The organism is Streptomyces sp. NPDC032745, assembly GCF_055579465.1.
In genome coordinates this window covers 136344-151631 of sequence record NZ_JBVING010000010.1, presented here as the reverse complement: position 1 = coordinate 151631, position 15288 = coordinate 136344, and the positions used below count along the sequence as shown (strand labels likewise).

General features: G+C 67.1%; 10 protein-coding genes and 1 tRNA gene. 9 read left to right on the top strand and 2 right to left on the bottom strand.

Annotated features, from left to right (window positions below; translation table 11 throughout):
* Positions 1–3: 3 nt before the first annotated feature.
* Together ACZ5WG_RS25485 and ACZ5WG_RS25480 are read right to left on the bottom strand one after the other, a co-directional pair.
* Complete coding sequence (locus ACZ5WG_RS25485) at positions 4–1023, bottom strand: adenosine deaminase (RefSeq protein ID WP_468726132.1); 1020 nt, start codon at positions 1021–1023, stop codon at positions 4–6.
* A gap of 308 nt (positions 1024–1331) precedes the next feature.
* Entirely contained in the window at positions 1332–2558 is a 1227-nt protein-coding gene (locus tag ACZ5WG_RS25480) for a pyridoxal phosphate-dependent aminotransferase (RefSeq protein ID WP_468726131.1), read from the bottom strand.
* Between the two features lie 192 nt (positions 2559–2750).
* On the opposite strand from ACZ5WG_RS25480, the gene ACZ5WG_RS25475 reads away from it, so the two are divergent.
* The 9 genes from ACZ5WG_RS25475 (at position 2751) to ACZ5WG_RS25435 (ending at position 15203) form a co-directional block, all read left to right on the top strand.
* Positions 2751–2823: transfer RNA gene (locus ACZ5WG_RS25475), tRNA-Trp, on the top strand.
* 105 nt (positions 2824–2928) lie between these two features.
* Positions 2929–3210 (top strand): preprotein translocase subunit SecE, encoded by a 282-nt coding sequence (gene secE / locus ACZ5WG_RS25470; RefSeq protein ID WP_030298162.1) that lies wholly within the window; start codon positions 2929–2931, stop codon positions 3208–3210.
* Positions 3211–3294: 84 nt separating this feature from the next.
* Positions 3295–4227: a transcription termination/antitermination protein NusG gene (gene nusG / locus ACZ5WG_RS25465; protein ID WP_468726129.1), complete on the top strand. Its 933-nt coding sequence runs from the start codon at positions 3295–3297 to the stop codon at positions 4225–4227.
* Positions 4228–4396: 169 nt separating this feature from the next.
* Entirely contained in the window at positions 4397–4831 is a 435-nt protein-coding gene (gene rplK / locus ACZ5WG_RS25460; protein WP_030154660.1) for a 50S ribosomal protein L11, read from the top strand.
* Positions 4832–4918: 87 nt separating this feature from the next.
* A complete protein-coding gene (gene rplA, locus ACZ5WG_RS25455; protein ID WP_030154662.1) occupies positions 4919–5647 on the top strand; it encodes a 50S ribosomal protein L1 in 729 nt (242 codons plus the stop codon).
* Positions 5648–6093: 446 nt separating this feature from the next.
* Positions 6094–6624, top strand: a complete 531-nt coding sequence (rplJ, locus tag ACZ5WG_RS25450; protein ID WP_030008449.1) for a 50S ribosomal protein L10 — start codon at positions 6094–6096, stop codon at positions 6622–6624.
* Positions 6625–6734: 110 nt separating this feature from the next.
* A complete protein-coding gene (rplL, locus tag ACZ5WG_RS25445) occupies positions 6735–7118 on the top strand; it encodes a 50S ribosomal protein L7/L12 (RefSeq protein ID WP_067163133.1) in 384 nt (127 codons plus the stop codon).
* 605 nt (positions 7119–7723) lie between these two features.
* Positions 7724–11206, top strand: a complete 3483-nt coding sequence (gene rpoB / locus ACZ5WG_RS25440; RefSeq protein WP_468726127.1) for a DNA-directed RNA polymerase subunit beta — start codon at positions 7724–7726, stop codon at positions 11204–11206.
* Positions 11207–11303: 97 nt separating this feature from the next.
* Positions 11304–15203 carry a DNA-directed RNA polymerase subunit beta' gene (locus ACZ5WG_RS25435; protein ID WP_468726125.1) on the top strand — a complete coding sequence of 1300 codons (3900 nt, stop codon included), beginning with the start codon at positions 11304–11306 and terminating at the stop codon, positions 15201–15203.
* Positions 15204–15288 lie beyond the last annotated feature (85 nt).

Sequence of the window (15288 nt, the reverse complement as noted above, 5' to 3'; positions counted from 1 at the left end):
GCTTCAGGTGGCCAGCCAGTGGTCGATCCCGGCCAGCAGCTTGTCCTGTACGTCCTCCGGCGCCGCCGAACCGCGCACCGACTGCCGGGCCAGCTCGGCGAGCTCCGCGTCCGTGAAGGCGTGGTGGCGGCGGGCGATCTCGTACTGCGCCGCCAGCCGGGATCCGAACAGCAGCGGGTCGTCCGCGCCCAGCGCCATCGGTACCCCGGCCTCGAAGAGGGTGCGCAGCGGGACGTCCTCGGGCCGCTCGTAGACCCCGAGGGCGACGTTCGACGCCGGGCAGACCTCGCAGGTGATCTGCCGGTCCGCGAGCCGCTTCAGCAGGCGCGGGTCCTCGGCCGCCCGTACGCCGTGGCCGATGCGGGAGGCGTGCAGATCGTCCAGGCAGTCCCGGACGGAGGCGGGTCCGGTGAGCTCGCCGCCGTGCGGGGCCGCGAGCAGGCCGCCCTCGCGGGCGATGGCGAAGGCCCGGTCGAAGTCGCGGGCCATGCCGCGGCGCTCGTCGTTGGAGAGCCCGAAGCCGACGATGCCGCGGTCGGCGTAGCGGACGGCGAGGCGGGCGAGGGTACGGGCGTCGAGGGGGTGCTTCATCCGGTTGGCCGCGATGAGGACCCGCATGCCGAGCCCGGTCTCGCGGGACGCCGTGTCGACGGCGTCCAGGATGATCTCGACGGCCGGGATCATGCCGCCGAGCAGGGGGGCGTAGGAGGTGGGATCCACCTGGATCTCCAGCCAGCCGCTGCCGTCCCGTACGTCCTCCTCGGCGGCCTCGCGGACGAGGCGCCGGATGTCCTCGGGCTCGCGCAGGCAGGAGCGGGCGGCGTCGTAGAGGCGCTGGAAGCGGAACCAGCCGCGCTCGTCGGTGGCGCGGAGCTTTGGCGGCTCGCCGCCGGTGAGGGCGTCGGGGAGGCGGACGCCGTACTTGTCGGCGAGCTCCAGGAGGGTCGACGGGCGCATCGACCCCGTGAAGTGCAGGTGGAGGTGGGCTTTCGGCAGAAGCGTGAGATCGCGTACGTGCTCCATCCGGTGATCCTGCCGTACCGCTGCGCTCGGCGGGAGGGGGATTTACCGATCGGGGGCTTGCTCGAACATCTGCACGAGGCTGGAGCCGCGAGACGAGAGGCGGTGGCGGGGCCGCTGCGCGGGGCCTGCCCGGGCGCCGCCCCGACCCGCGCCTCAAACGCCGGCGGGGCTGGAAGGCCGGGCTCGGTCCGCACCGGTGCCGCGAACGGCGGTGCGGCTCCACGGCTCGGCCCCGATGTGCCTGAGCGGCGGCTCCCCGTGGGGGAACCGCCGCTCGGACCGGGCCGCGTACCGCCGGAGGCCTAGGCCTAGGCCTTGGCCTCGGCGAGGAGCTTCTGGATGCGGGACACGCCCTCGACCAGGTCCGCGTCGCCCAGGGCGTACGACAGGCGCAGGTAGCCCGGGGTGCCGAAGGCTTCGCCCGGGACGACCGCGACCTCGGCCTCGTCCAGGATCAGGGCCGCCAGCTCGACGGAGGTCTGCGGGCGCTTGCCGCGGATCTCCTTGCCGAGGAGCGCCTTGACCGACGGGTACGCGTAGAACGCGCCCTCGGGGGTCGGGCAGAGGACGCCGTCGATCTCGTTCAGCATCTTGACCATCGTCTGGCGGCGGCGGTCGAAGGCCTTGCGCATCTCGGCGACCGCTTCCAGGTCACCCGAGACGGCGGCCAGCGCGGCGACCTGGGCCACGTTGGAGACGTTGGACGTGGCGTGCGACTGCAGGTTGGTCGCGGCCTTGATGACGTCCTGCGGGGCGATGACCCAGCCCACGCGCCAGCCGGTCATCGCGTACGTCTTGGCGACGCCGTTGACGACGATGCACTTGTCGCGCAGGGCCGGGACCAGCACGGGCAGCGAGGTGAACTTCGCGTCGCCGTAGACGAGGTGCTCGTAGATCTCGTCCGTGAGGACCCACAGGCCGTGCTCGGCGGCCCACTCGCCGATAGCGCGGGCGTCGGCCTCGCTGTAGACCGCGCCGGTCGGGTTCGACGGGGAGACGAACAGGACGACCTTGGTGCGCTCGGTGCGGGCGGCCTCGAGCTGCTCGACGGACACGCGGTAGCCGGTGGTCTCGTCGGCGACGACCTCGACCGGGACACCGCCGGCGAGGCGGATCGACTCGGGGTAGGTGGTCCAGTACGGAGCCGGGACGATGACCTCGTCACCCGGGTCCAGGACGGCGGCGAACGCCTCGTAGATCGCCTGCTTGCCGCCGTTGGTCACCAGGACCTGCGACGCGTCGACCTCGTAGCCGGAGTCGCGCAGCGTCTTCGCGGCGATCGCGGTCTTCAGCTCGGGCAGGCCCCCGGCCGGCGTGTAGCGGTGGTACTTCGGGTTGCGGCAGGCCTCGACCGCCGCCTCGACGATGTAGTCCGGGGTCGGGAAGTCGGGCTCGCCCGCACCGAAGCCGATGACCGGGCGCCCGGCGGCCTTGAGGGCCTTGGCCTTGGCGTCCACGGCGAGGGTGGCGGACTCGGAAATGGCGCCGATACGGGCGGACACCCGGCGCTCGGAGGAAGGCGTTGCAGAGGTCATGCGGCCAATCGTCCCAGACGCCCCAGAGGCGCCGCACACCGTTTCAGTCATCGGACGGAGCAGCCGGAAATGTGCTCTGTTCGACGTCAGGGCCCGGACCACGTACACTCACCTGTCGTTGGACCCCGCCGATCACTCCAGAGCGCGAGCACTCCGTGCACTCGTCTGGATGCGGTAGGTTGGGGGACGCAAAGGGTCGTAGCTCAATTGGTAGAGCACTGGTCTCCAAAACCAGCGGTTGGGGGTTCGAGTCCCTCCGGCCCTGCTCCACACTCCTTCTCGGATGTGTGCGCAGGTACGTACTTCGATGCAACGCCGTGCGGCGCAACCGGGCGCGGCTACGGCCACGACCCGGATTCAGGTGAGAGACGTGACGGACGCCCTGGGCTCCATCGACATGCCTGACGCCGAGGACGACACCCGCGAGAAGAAGGCCCGAAAGGGCGGCAAGCGCGGGAAGAAGGGTCCTCTGGGCCGGCTTGCACTGTTCTACCGCCAGATCGTCGCGGAGCTCCGCAAGGTCGTCTGGCCGACGCGCAATCAGCTCACGACGTACACCACCGTGGTGATTGTCTTCGTCGTCATCATGATCGGTCTGGTGACCGTGATTGACTATGGGTTCCAGGAAGCCATCAAGTTCGTCTTCGGCTGATCCCCGCGGAGGGCGGCGCCTTGATGGGTGCCGCCCGTTTTCGCATGTTCGACCACCTTTTGTATCCAGGAAGAAGCAGCCACCGTGTCTGACCCGAACCTGAACGCGAGCCCCGACTCCGTCGAGTCCGTCGAGGACGCGCTCGACATCGTCGAGGCGGCAGACGCTGTGGACCCCGACGAGGTAGAGCTCGCCGACGCCGAGGCCGGTGTCGCCGCCGAAGAGGCCGCGCTGCACATCGAGGACGAGGTCGACGCCGAGTCCGAGGACGACGCCGAGGTCGAAGAGGCTGCCGACGAGGGCGAAGAGGCTGCCGAGGAGACCGAGGCGGTCGACGAGACCGAGGCAGTCGACGAGGTCGAGGCCGCAGACGAGGCCGAGGCCGAGCCCGCCGAGCCCGTCGACCCCATCCAGGCCCTGCGCGAGGAGCTGCGCCTCCTGCCCGGCGAGTGGTACGTGATCCACACCTACGCCGGCTACGAGAAGCGCGTGAAGGCCAACCTGGAGCAGCGTGCCGTCTCGCTGAACGTCGAGGAGTTCATCTACCAGGCCGAGGTGCCCGAGGAAGAGATCGTCCAGATCAAGAACGGCGAGCGCAAGAACGTCCGGCAGAACAAGCTGCCCGGCTACGTTCTCGTCCGCATGGATCTGACGAACGAGTCCTGGGGCGTCGTCCGCAACACCCCCGGTGTCACCGGCTTCGTCGGCAATGCGTACGACCCGTACCCGCTGACGCTGGACGAGATCGTCAAGATGCTCGCCCCGGAGGCGCAGGAGAAGGCCGCCAAGGCCGCTGCGGAAGAGGCCGGCCTGCCCGCGCCCGCCGTCAAGCGCACCATCGAGGTCCTGGACTTCGAGGTCGGCGACTCGGTCACCGTCACCGACGGCCCGTTCGCGACGCTGCAGGCGACCATCAACGAGATCAACCCCGACTCGAAGAAGGTCAAGGGCCTCGTCGAGATCTTCGGTCGCGAGACTCCGGTCGAGCTCAGCTTCGACCAGATCCAGAAGAACTGAACTGATCTTCTGAAGCAAGCTTCCGGACAGGTCAGATCGCCCCGCAAAGGGCGGTCTGACCTGCTCGGTTTTTAGCCCCGCTCCGATACCCGTTATCGTGGTGCGGTATGCCTCCATCCGGATGACCGGATCGGCGGCGAAAAACTCTCACTAGGACCCGGAGAGAGCAATGCCTCCCAAGAAGAAGAAGGTCACGGGGCTTATCAAGCTCCAGATCAAGGCCGGTGCGGCCAACCCGGCTCCGCCGGTCGGCCCCGCGCTCGGTCAGCACGGCGTCAACATCATGGAGTTCTGCAAGGCCTACAACGCCGCGACCGAGTCGCAGCGTGGCATGGTCGTGCCGGTGGAGATCACGGTCTACGAGGACCGCACCTTCACCTTCATCACCAAGACTCCGCCGGCCGCGCGCCTGATCCTGAAGGCCGCGGGCATCGAGAAGGGCTCCGGCGAGCCGCACAAGACCAAGGTCGCCAAGCTCACCGGCGCCCAGGTCCGCGAGATCGCCGAGCTGAAGATGCCCGACCTGAACGCCAACGACGTCGATGCCGCGATGAAGATCATCGCCGGCACCGCGCGCTCGATGGGCGTCACGGTCGAAGGCTGATCCAGCCACCCCAGCACCACCAGTGGTAGGACCAAGCGCTGGTCCGCACCACGACTCCATGCCTGAAGCCGAAATACAGGAGCAGAAGTGAAGCGCAGCAAGACTCTCCGCGCTGCGGACGCCAAGGTCGACCGGGAGAAGCTGTACGCCCCGCTCGAGGCCGTCCGTCTCGCCAAGGAGACCTCCACGACCAAGTTCGACGCCACCGTCGAGGTCGCCTTCCGCCTGGGTGTCGACCCGCGCAAGGCCGACCAGATGGTCCGTGGCACCGTGAACCTCCCGCACGGCACCGGTAAGACCGCCCGGGTCCTGGTCTTCGCGACCGGTGACCGTGCTGCGGCCGCGGAAGCCGCCGGCGCCGACATCGTCGGCGACGACGAGCTGATCAACGAGATCGCCAAGGGCAACCGCCTGAACGAGTTCGACGCGGTTGTCGCCACCCCGGACCTCATGGGCAAGGTCGGCCGCCTCGGCCGCGTGCTCGGTCCGCGTGGCCTGATGCCGAACCCGAAGACCGGCACCGTCACCATGGACGTTGCCAAGGCTGTCACCGAGATCAAGGGTGGCAAGATCGAGTTCCGTGTCGACAAGCACTCGAACCTGCACTTCATCATCGGCAAGGTCTCCTTCACCGATGAGCAGCTGGTCGAGAACTACGGCGCGGCCCTGGACGAGATCCTTCGTCTGAAGCCGTCCGCCGCCAAGGGCCGCTACGTCAAGAAGGCCGCCCTGAGCACCACGATGGGCCCCGGCATCCAGCTGGACTCGAACCGCACCCGGAACCTCCTCGTCGAGGAAGACCCGGCCGCTGTCTGAGCCCCACGCTGAGCCTCCGGCTCACCTGAGTGGCTGAAACGGGCCCCTCGCCCCCTCACAGGGCGGCGAGGGGCCCGTTTTCTTGCTTCCGGACGCCCCTCGGCGGCCTCGGGCGGCGCGGGACCGCTTGTGGCCCCCGGAACGGCCCGTCGAGGGCCTGGCGGTGCTGCCGGGCCGGGACCGCAGGCCTCGGGCGCTGACCGATTTGCCTGACCGGCGCAGGGTCACGTACTCTTCACGAGAAGCCAAAGACCGCTGGTCGTTGCCGTGCCCGCAAGGGTTCGGTGGCCGAAGGATCCGCTGACTGCGGACGACCCGCGTAGGTGACTGTGGAAGGTTCCCGGAATTCGTTCCGGTTGAGCCACGCCCTGGCGCCTGCGCCGGGGCGTTTCTTATTTCAGCCCCTTCTGAGCGGTCCTCATCACCCGGAAGGAGGCGAACGCACCATGCCGACGCCCAACAAGGCTGCATCGGTAGCCGAGCTCAAGGACGCGTTCCAGAGCTCGAACGCCGCCGTGCTGACCGAGTACCGGGGTCTCACCGTCGCGCAGCTCAAGACGCTGCGTCGCTCCCTTGGTGAGAACGCCCAGTACGCCGTGGTGAAGAACACGCTGACCAAGATTGCGGCCAACCAGGCCGGGATCACCGCGCTGGACGAGCACTTCGCTGGTCCGACCGCGGTCGCCTTCATCACCGGTGACCCGGTGGAGTCGGCGAAGAGCCTGCGTGACTTCGCCAAGGACAACCCGAACCTCATCATCAAGGCGGGTGTCCTTGATGGTAAGGCGCTCACCGCCGATGAGATCAAGAAGCTTGCGGACCTCGAGTCCCGCGAGGTTCTGCTCAGCAAGCTGGCCGGCGCGTTCAAGGGCAAGCAGTCTCAGGCTGCCTCGCTCTTCCAGGCGCTGCCGTCGAAGTTCGTCCGCACTGCGGAAGCGCTTCGCGTCAAGCTCGCCGAGCAGGGCGGTGCCGAGTAATTCGGCTCGCGCACTGATCCACGCCGCCTAGTGCGTGGGTCGTAGCGGGCCGTTACGCCCGCCTCTATATACATCCGGCACCTGCCGATTTAGTGGAAGGATCGCCCATCATGGCGAAGCTCTCTCAGGACGACCTCCTCGCCCAGTTCGAGGAGATGACCCTCATCGAGCTCTCCGAGTTCGTGAAGGCCTTCGAGGAGAAGTTCGACGTCACCGCCGCCGCGGCCGTCGCCGTTGCCGGCCCCGCCGGTGTCGGCCCCGCCGCCGAGGCCGAGGAGGAGAAGGACGAGTTCGACGTCATCCTCACCGGTGCGGGCGACAAGAAGATCCAGGTCATCAAGGTCGTGCGTGAGCTGACCTCCCTGGGCCTGAAGGAGGCCAAGGACCTCGTCGACGGCACCCCGAAGCCGGTCCTCGAGAAGGTCAACAAGGAGGCCGCCGAGAAGGCTGCCGAGTCCCTCAAGGCTGCCGGTGCGGCCGTCGAGGTCAAGTAACACCTCTGGGGCCTCCTGAGGCCCCAGCCAAGGGCGATCACCCGTAAGGGTGGTCGCCCTTCGGCGTATCCGCAGTGCCTGACTTGCCCTGGTCTCGTTGGGGAGTAGGGTGATCATCGTTGCCCCGCGGTCGGGTCCCGAGATGATCCGCACGGAGCAGGGGGCCTTGACGAACGGCACGCGGCGCGCAATTCTCAGACCCGTTGCGGGATCGGTCCACCCGATCCGGGATCCGGGACACGGATCCGAGATCCGAGGCATGGATCGGCTACGAAGAGGGCAGTACTGATACGCGCTCTGTAGTACGAGCCGCAATGTTGGACGCAGGGTTGCAGGGTTGCAGGGTTGGTTTAGACGACATGGGGAAGGCCTGTTGCCGGTTTCCGGAAACCTGGTCTGGACATCAGTGAGCCAAGTGGCTACACTGACCCTTTGCGCTGCCTGTTAGCTGCCCCCTGCCCGTCGCCAGGGGCATGCCCACGCTCGAGCACACTTGATTGATACGCCCTGACCAGGCCTTATCGGCCAGATCAGGCGGGCCGTCTTCTGTGTCAGCTGGGACCGGTACGCGCGTAGTGAGTCCGAGCCCTCGGAAGGACCCCCTCTTGGCCGCCTCGCGCAACGCCTCGACCAATACGAACACCGGTGCCAGCACCGCCCCGCTGCGCATCTCCTTTGCAAAGATCAAGGAGCCCCTCGAGGTTCCGAACCTCCTGGCGCTGCAAACCGAGAGCTTTGACTGGCTGCTCGGCAATGCAGCCTGGAAGTCTCGCGTCGAGTCGGCGCTCGAGAGTGGACAGGACGTCCCCACCAAGTCCGGTCTGGAAGAGATCTTCGAGGAGATCTCGCCGATCGAGGACTTCTCCGGTTCGATGTCGCTGACGTTCCGCGACCACCGGTTCGAGCCGGCGAAGAACTCCGTCGACGAGTGCAAGGAGCGCGACTTCACGTACGCGGCGCCGCTCTTCGTCACGGCCGAGTTCACGAACAACGAGACCGGTGAGATCAAGTCTCAGACGGTCTTCATGGGCGATTTCCCGCTCATGACCAACAAGGGCACCTTCGTCATCAACGGCACCGAGCGTGTCGTGGTGTCGCAGCTCGTCCGTTCCCCCGGTGTCTACTTCGACTCCTCCATCGACAAGACGTCCGACAAGGACATCTTCTCCGCCAAGATCATTCCGTCCCGGGGTGCCTGGCTGGAGATGGAGGTCGACAAGCGCGACATGGTCGGTGTCCGCATCGACCGCAAGCGCAAGCAGTCCGTCACCGTCCTCCTGAAGGCTCTCGGCTGGACCACCGAGCAGATCCTCGAGGAGTTCGGCGAGTACGAGTCCATGCGCGCCACCCTGGAGAAGGACCACACCCAGGGCCAGGACGACGCGCTGCTCGACATCTACCGCAAGCTGCGCCCGGGCGAGCCGCCGACCCGCGAGGCCGCTCAGACGCTGCTCGAGAACCTCTACTTCAACCCGAAGCGCTACGACCTCGCGAAGGTCGGCCGCTACAAGGTGAACAAGAAGCTCGGCGCCGACGAGCCGCTCGACGCCGGTGTGCTGACCACCGACGACGTCATCGCGACGATCAAGTACCTGGTCAAGCTGCACGCGGGCGAGACCGAGACGGTCGGCGAGTCGGGCCGGGAGATCGTCGTCGAGACCGACGACATCGACCACTTCGGCAACCGTCGTATCCGCAACGTCGGCGAGCTCATCCAGAACCAGGTCCGCACGGGTCTGGCTCGTATGGAGCGCGTCGTCCGCGAGCGCATGACGACTCAGGACGTCGAGGCGATCACGCCGCAGACCCTGATCAACATTCGGCCGGTCGTCGCCTCCATCAAGGAGTTCTTCGGCACCAGCCAGCTGTCGCAGTTCATGGACCAGAACAACCCGCTGTCGGGTCTGACGCACAAGCGTCGTCTCAACGCGCTCGGCCCGGGTGGTCTGTCCCGCGAGCGGGCCGGCTTCGAGGTCCGTGACGTGCACCCGTCGCACTACGGCCGCATGTGCCCGATCGAGACGCCTGAAGGCCCGAACATCGGTCTGATCGGCTCGCTGGCCTCCTACGGCCGGATCAACCCGTTCGGTTTCATCGAGACCCCGTACCGCAAGGTCGTCGACGGTGTCGTCACCGACGAGGTCGACTACCTCACGGCCGACGAGGAAGACCGCTTCGTCATCGCCCAGGCGAACGCCGCCCTGAACGATGAGATGCGCTTCACCGAGAACCGCGTCCTGGTCCGCCGTCGTGGTGGCGAGATCGACTACATCGCCGGCGGCGACGTCGACTACATGGACGTCTCGCCGCGCCAGATGGTGTCCGTCGCGACCGCGATGATCCCCTTCCTCGAGCACGACGACGCCAACCGTGCCCTCATGGGCGCGAACATGATGCGCCAGGCCGTTCCGCTCATCAAGGCGGAGGCGCCGCTCGTCGGCACCGGCATGGAGTACCGCTGTGCGGTCGACGCCGGTGACTCGATCAAGGCGGAGAAGGACGGTGTCGTCCAGGAGGTCTCGGCCGACTACATCACCGTCGCCAACGACGACGGCACGTACACCACGTACCGCGTCGCCAAGTTCTCCCGCTCGAACCAGGGCACCTCGGTCAACCAGAAGGTCATCGTCAACGAGGGCGACCGGATCGTCGAGGCCCAGGTCCTCGCCGACGGCCCGGCCACCGAAGAGGGCGAAATGGCCCTCGGCAAGAACCTGCTCGTCGCGTTCATGCCGTGGGAAGGCCACAACTACGAGGACGCGATCATCCTGTCGCAGCGCCTCGTGCAGGACGACGTCCTCTCCTCGATCCACATCGAGGAGCACGAGGTCGACGCCCGTGACACCAAGCTGGGCCCCGAGGAGATCACCCGGGACATCCCGAACGTCTCCGAGGAGGTCCTCGCCGACCTCGACGAGCGCGGCATCATCCGCATCGGTGCGGACGTCGTCGCCGGCGACATCCTGGTCGGCAAGGTCACGCCCAAGGGTGAGACCGAGCTGACCCCGGAGGAGCGACTGCTCCGCGCGATCTTCGGTGAGAAGGCCCGCGAGGTGCGCGACACCTCGCTCAAGGTGCCTCACGGTGAGATCGGCAAGGTCATCGGTGTCCGCGTCTTCGACCGCGAGGAGGGCGACGAGCTTCCTCCGGGCGTGAACCAGCTGGTCCGCGTCTACGTCGCCCAGAAGCGCAAGATCACCGACGGTGACAAGCTCGCCGGCCGCCACGGCAACAAGGGTGTCATCTCCAAGATCCTTCCGATCGAGGACATGCCCTTCCTCGAGGACGGCACCCCGGTCGACATCATCCTGAACCCGCTGGGTGTCCCGTCCCGAATGAACCCGGGACAGGTCCTGGAGATCCACCTCGGCTGGCTCGCCAGCCGCGGCTGGGACGTCTCCGGCCTCGCGGAGGACTGGGCCGAGCGTCTGAAGGTCATCGGCGCCGACCGTGTCGAGCCCGGTACCAACGTCGCCACCCCGGTGTTCGACGGTGCCCGCGAGGACGAGCTCGCCGGCCTGTTCGAGCACACCATCCCGAACCGCGACGGTGACCGCCTGGTCCTCCCGTCCGGCAAGGCGCGCCTGTTCGACGGCCGCTCCGGCGAGCCGTTCCCGGACCCGATCTCCATCGGGTACATGTACATCCTCAAGCTCCACCACCTGGTCGACGACAAGCTCCACGCCCGGTCGACCGGTCCGTACTCGATGATCACGCAGCAGCCGCTGGGTGGTAAGGCGCAGTTCGGTGGCCAGCGCTTCGGTGAGATGGAGGTGTGGGCGCTCGAGGCTTATGGCGCCGCTTACGCCCTCCAGGAGCTGCTGACCATCAAGTCCGACGACGTCACCGGCCGCGTGAAGGTCTACGAGGCCATCGTCAAGGGCGAGAACATCCCCGAGCCGGGCATTCCCGAGTCCTTCAAGGTGCTCATCAAGGAAATGCAGTCGCTCTGCCTCAACGTGGAGGTGCTGTCCTCGGACGGCATGTCCATCGAGATGCGCGACACCGACGAGGACGTCTTCCGCGCGGCGGAGGAGCTCGGTATCGACCTGTCCCGGCGCGAGCCGAGCAGCGTCGAAGAGGTCTGACGGGCCTGACGGGGGGCTCGCTCAAGAGCCCCCCGTCATCCCCGGGACCGTTCAGACCATGATTGAGACTCGACCCCGAAAGAGGGATTGACGCACAGTGCTCGACGTCAACTTCTTCGACGAGCTGCGGATCGGCCTTGCCACCGCGGACGACATCCGAACCTGGTCGCACGGCGAGGTCAAGAAGCCGGAGACCATCAACTACCGCACCCTCAAGCCCGAGAAGGACGGACTCTTCTGCGAGAAGATCTTCGGTCCTACCCGGGACTGGGAGTGCTACTGCGGCAAGTACAAGCGTGTCCGCTTCAAGGGCATCATCTGTGAGCGCTGTGGCGTCGAGGTCACGCGCGCCAAGGTGCGTCGTGAGCGGATGGGCCACATCGAGCTTGCCGCTCCCGTCACCCACATCTGGTACTTCAAGGGCGTCCCGTCGCGCCTTGGCTACCTGCTGGACCTCGCGCCGAAGGACCTCGAGAAGGTCATCTACTTCGCCGCGTACATGATCACGTTCGTCGACGACGAGCGCCGTCAGCGCGACCTGCCGTCGCTGGAGGCCCACGTCTCCGTCGAGCGCCAGCAGATCGAGAACCGCCGTGACGCGGACCTCGAAGGCCGTGCCAAGAAGCTCGAGACCGACCTGGCCGAGCTCGAGGCCGAGGGCGCCAAGGCCGACGTGCGCCGCAAGGTGCGCGAAGGCGCCGAGCGCGAGATGAAGCAGCTCCGTGACCGCGCCCAGCGCGAGATCGACCGCCTCGACGAGGTGTGGAACCGCTTCAAGAACCTCAAGGTCCAGGACCTCGAGGGCGACGAGCTGCTCTACCGCGAGCTGCGCGACCGCTTCGGTACGTACTTCGACGGTTCGATGGGTGCCGCGGCGCTGCAGAAGCGCCTGGAGTCCTTCGACCTCGAGGAGGAGGCCGAGCGCCTCCGCGAGATCATCCGTACCGGCAAGGGCCAGAAGAAGACCCGTGCGCTCAAGCGCCTCAAGGTCGTCTCCGCGTTCCTGCAGACCAGCAACAGCCCCAAGGGCATGGTGCTCGACTGCGTGCCGGTCATCCCGCCGGACCTGCGTCCGATGGTGCAGCTGGACGGTGGCCGCTTCGCGACCTCCGACCTGAACGACCTGTACCGCCGCGTGATCAACCGCAACAACCGTCTGAAGCGTCTCCTCGACCTCGGTGCCCCCGAGATCATCGTGAACAACGAGAAGCGCATGCTTCAGGAGGCCGTGGACGCCCTCTTCGACAACGGTCGTCGTGGTCGTCCGGTGACCGGTCCCGGTAACCGTCCGCTGAAGTCCCTGAGCGACATGCTCAAGGGCAAGCAGGGTCGATTCCGTCAGAACCTCCTCGGCAAGCGCGTGGACTACTCCGCGCGTTCCGTGATCGTCGTCGGTCCGCAGCTGAAGCTGCACCAGTGTGGTCTGCCCAAGGCCATGGCGCTGGAGCTCTTCAAGCCGTTCGTGATGAAGCGCCTGGTCGACCTGAACCACGCGCAGAACATCAAGTCGGCGAAGCGCATGGTCGAGCGCGGCCGCACGGTCGTGTACGACGTGCTCGAAGAGGTCATCGCCGAGCACCCGGTGCTGCTGAACCGTGCACCCACGCTGCACCGCCTCGGCATCCAGGCCTTCGAGCCGCAGCTGGTCGAAGGCAAGGCCATCCAGATCCACCCGCTCGTCTGCACCGCGTTCAACGCGGACTTCGACGGTGACCAGATGGCCGTGCACCTGCCGCTCTCCGCGGAGGCGCAGGCCGAGGCCCGCATCCTGATGCTGTCCTCGAACAACATCCTGAAGCCGGCCGACGGCCGTCCGGTCACGATGCCGACCCAGGACATGGTCCTCGGTCTGTTCTTCCTGACCACCGACGGTGAGCTCCGTGACACCAAGGGCGAGGGCCGCGCGTTCGGCTCCACGGCCGAGGCGATCATGGCGTTCGACGCCGGCGAGCTCGCGCTGCAGTCGTCCGTCGACATCCGCTTCCCGGTGGGCACCATCCCGCCGCGTGGCTGGGTGCCGCCGGTCGCCGAAGAGGGCGAGCAGGAGTTCCAGCCGGGCGACAGCTTCCGTCTGCGCACCTCCCTGGGCCGCGCGCTCTTCAACGAGCTGCTGCCCGAGGACTACCCGTTCGTCGACTACTCGGTGGGCAAGAAGCAGCTCTCCGAGATCGTCAACGACCTGGCGGAGCGCTACCCCAAGGTCATCGTGGCGGCGACGCTCGACAACCTGAAGGCGGCCGGCTTCCACTGGGCGACCCGTTCGGGCGTCACCGTGGCCATCTCCGACGTCGTCGTGCCCGAGGCCAAGAAGGCCATCGTCGCGGGCTACGAGGCGATGGACGAGAAGGTCCAGAAGCAGTACGAGCGCGGTCTGATCACCAAGGACGAGCGCACGCAGGAGCTCATCGCGATCTGGACCAAGGCGACCAACGAGGTTGCCGAGGCGATGAACGCGAACTTCCCCAAGACGAACCCCATCTTCATGATGGTTGACTCGGGTGCCCGAGGAAACATGATGCAGATGCGACAGATCGCCGGTATGCGTGGTCTGGTGTCGAACGCGAAGAACGAGACCATCCCGCGTCCGATCAAGGCGTCCTTCCGTGAGGGCCTCACCGTTCTGGAGTACTTCATCTCCACGCACGGTGCCCGTAAGGGTCTGGCGGACACCGCCCTGCGTACCGCCGACTCGGGTTACCTGACCCGTCGTCTGGTGGACGTCTCGCAGGACGTGATCATCCGCGAGGAGGACTGCGGCACCGAGCGCGGCCTGAAGCTGAAGATCGCCGTTCGCGGCGAGGACGGCGTGCTGCGCAAGGCCGACGACGTCGAGACCTCGATCTACGCCCGCATGCTGGCCGAGGACGTCGTCATCGACGGCAAGGTCATCGCGCCGGCCAACGTCGACCTCGGTGACGTCCTGATCGACGCCCTGGTCGCCAACGGCGTCGAGGAGGTCAAGACCCGCTCGGTCCTGACCTGTGAGTCCGCGGTCGGCACCTGTGCCTTCTGCTACGGACGCTCGCTCGCCACCGGCAAGCTGGTCGACATCGGTGAGGCGGTCGGCATCATCGCCGCCCAGTCCATCGGTGAGCCCGGTACCCAGCTGACGATGCGTACCTTCCACACCGGTGGTGTGGCCGGTGACGACATCACGCAGGGTCTGCCGCGTGTCGTCGAGCTCTTCGAGGCCCGTACCCCGAAGGGTGTCGCCCCGATCTCCGAGGCCGCCGGCCGCGTGCGGATCGAGGAGACCGAGAAGACGAAGAAGATCGTCATCACGCCGGACGACGGCAGCGACGAGACGGCCTTCCCGATCTCGAAGCGCGCCAAGGTCATCGTGCACGAGGGTGACCACGTCGAGGTGGGCCAGAAGCTCACCGCGGGTGCCACCAACCCGCACGACGTGCTGCGCATCCTCGGCCAGCGTGCGGTCCAGGTCCACCTGGTCGGCGAAGTCCAGAAGGTCTACAACTCGCAGGGCGTGTCGATCCACGACAAGCACATCGAGATCATCATCCGGCAGATGCTCCGCCGCGTGACGATCATCGAGTCCGGCGATGCGGAGCTCCTGCCGGGCGAGCTCGTCGAGCGCTCGCGCTTCGAGACCGAGAACCGTCGTGTGGTCACCGAGGGCGGTCACCCCGCCTCCGGCCGTCCGCAGCTGATGGGTATCACCAAGGCCTCGCTGGCGACGGAATCCTGGCTGTCGGCCGCCTCCTTCCAGGAGACGACCCGAGTCCTGACGGATGCGGCGATCAACGCCAAGTCCGACAGCCTCATCGGCCTCAAGGAGAACGTCATCATCGGTAAGCTCATCCCGGCCGGTACGGGCCTCGCCCGCTACCGCAACATCCGGGTCGAGCCCACCGAGGAGGCGAAGGCCGCGATGTACTCGGCCGTCGGCTACGACGACATCGACTACTCGCCCTTCGGCACCGGCTCCGGCCAGGCTGTCCCGCTGGAGGACTACGACTACGGCCCGTACAACGGCTAAGAGCTCGTAAGAAGAAGCCCCCCGCTGCTCCGAGAGGAGCGGCGGGGGGCTTCTTCTTGTCCGGGGAGCCCCCGGGGGCAGGGCC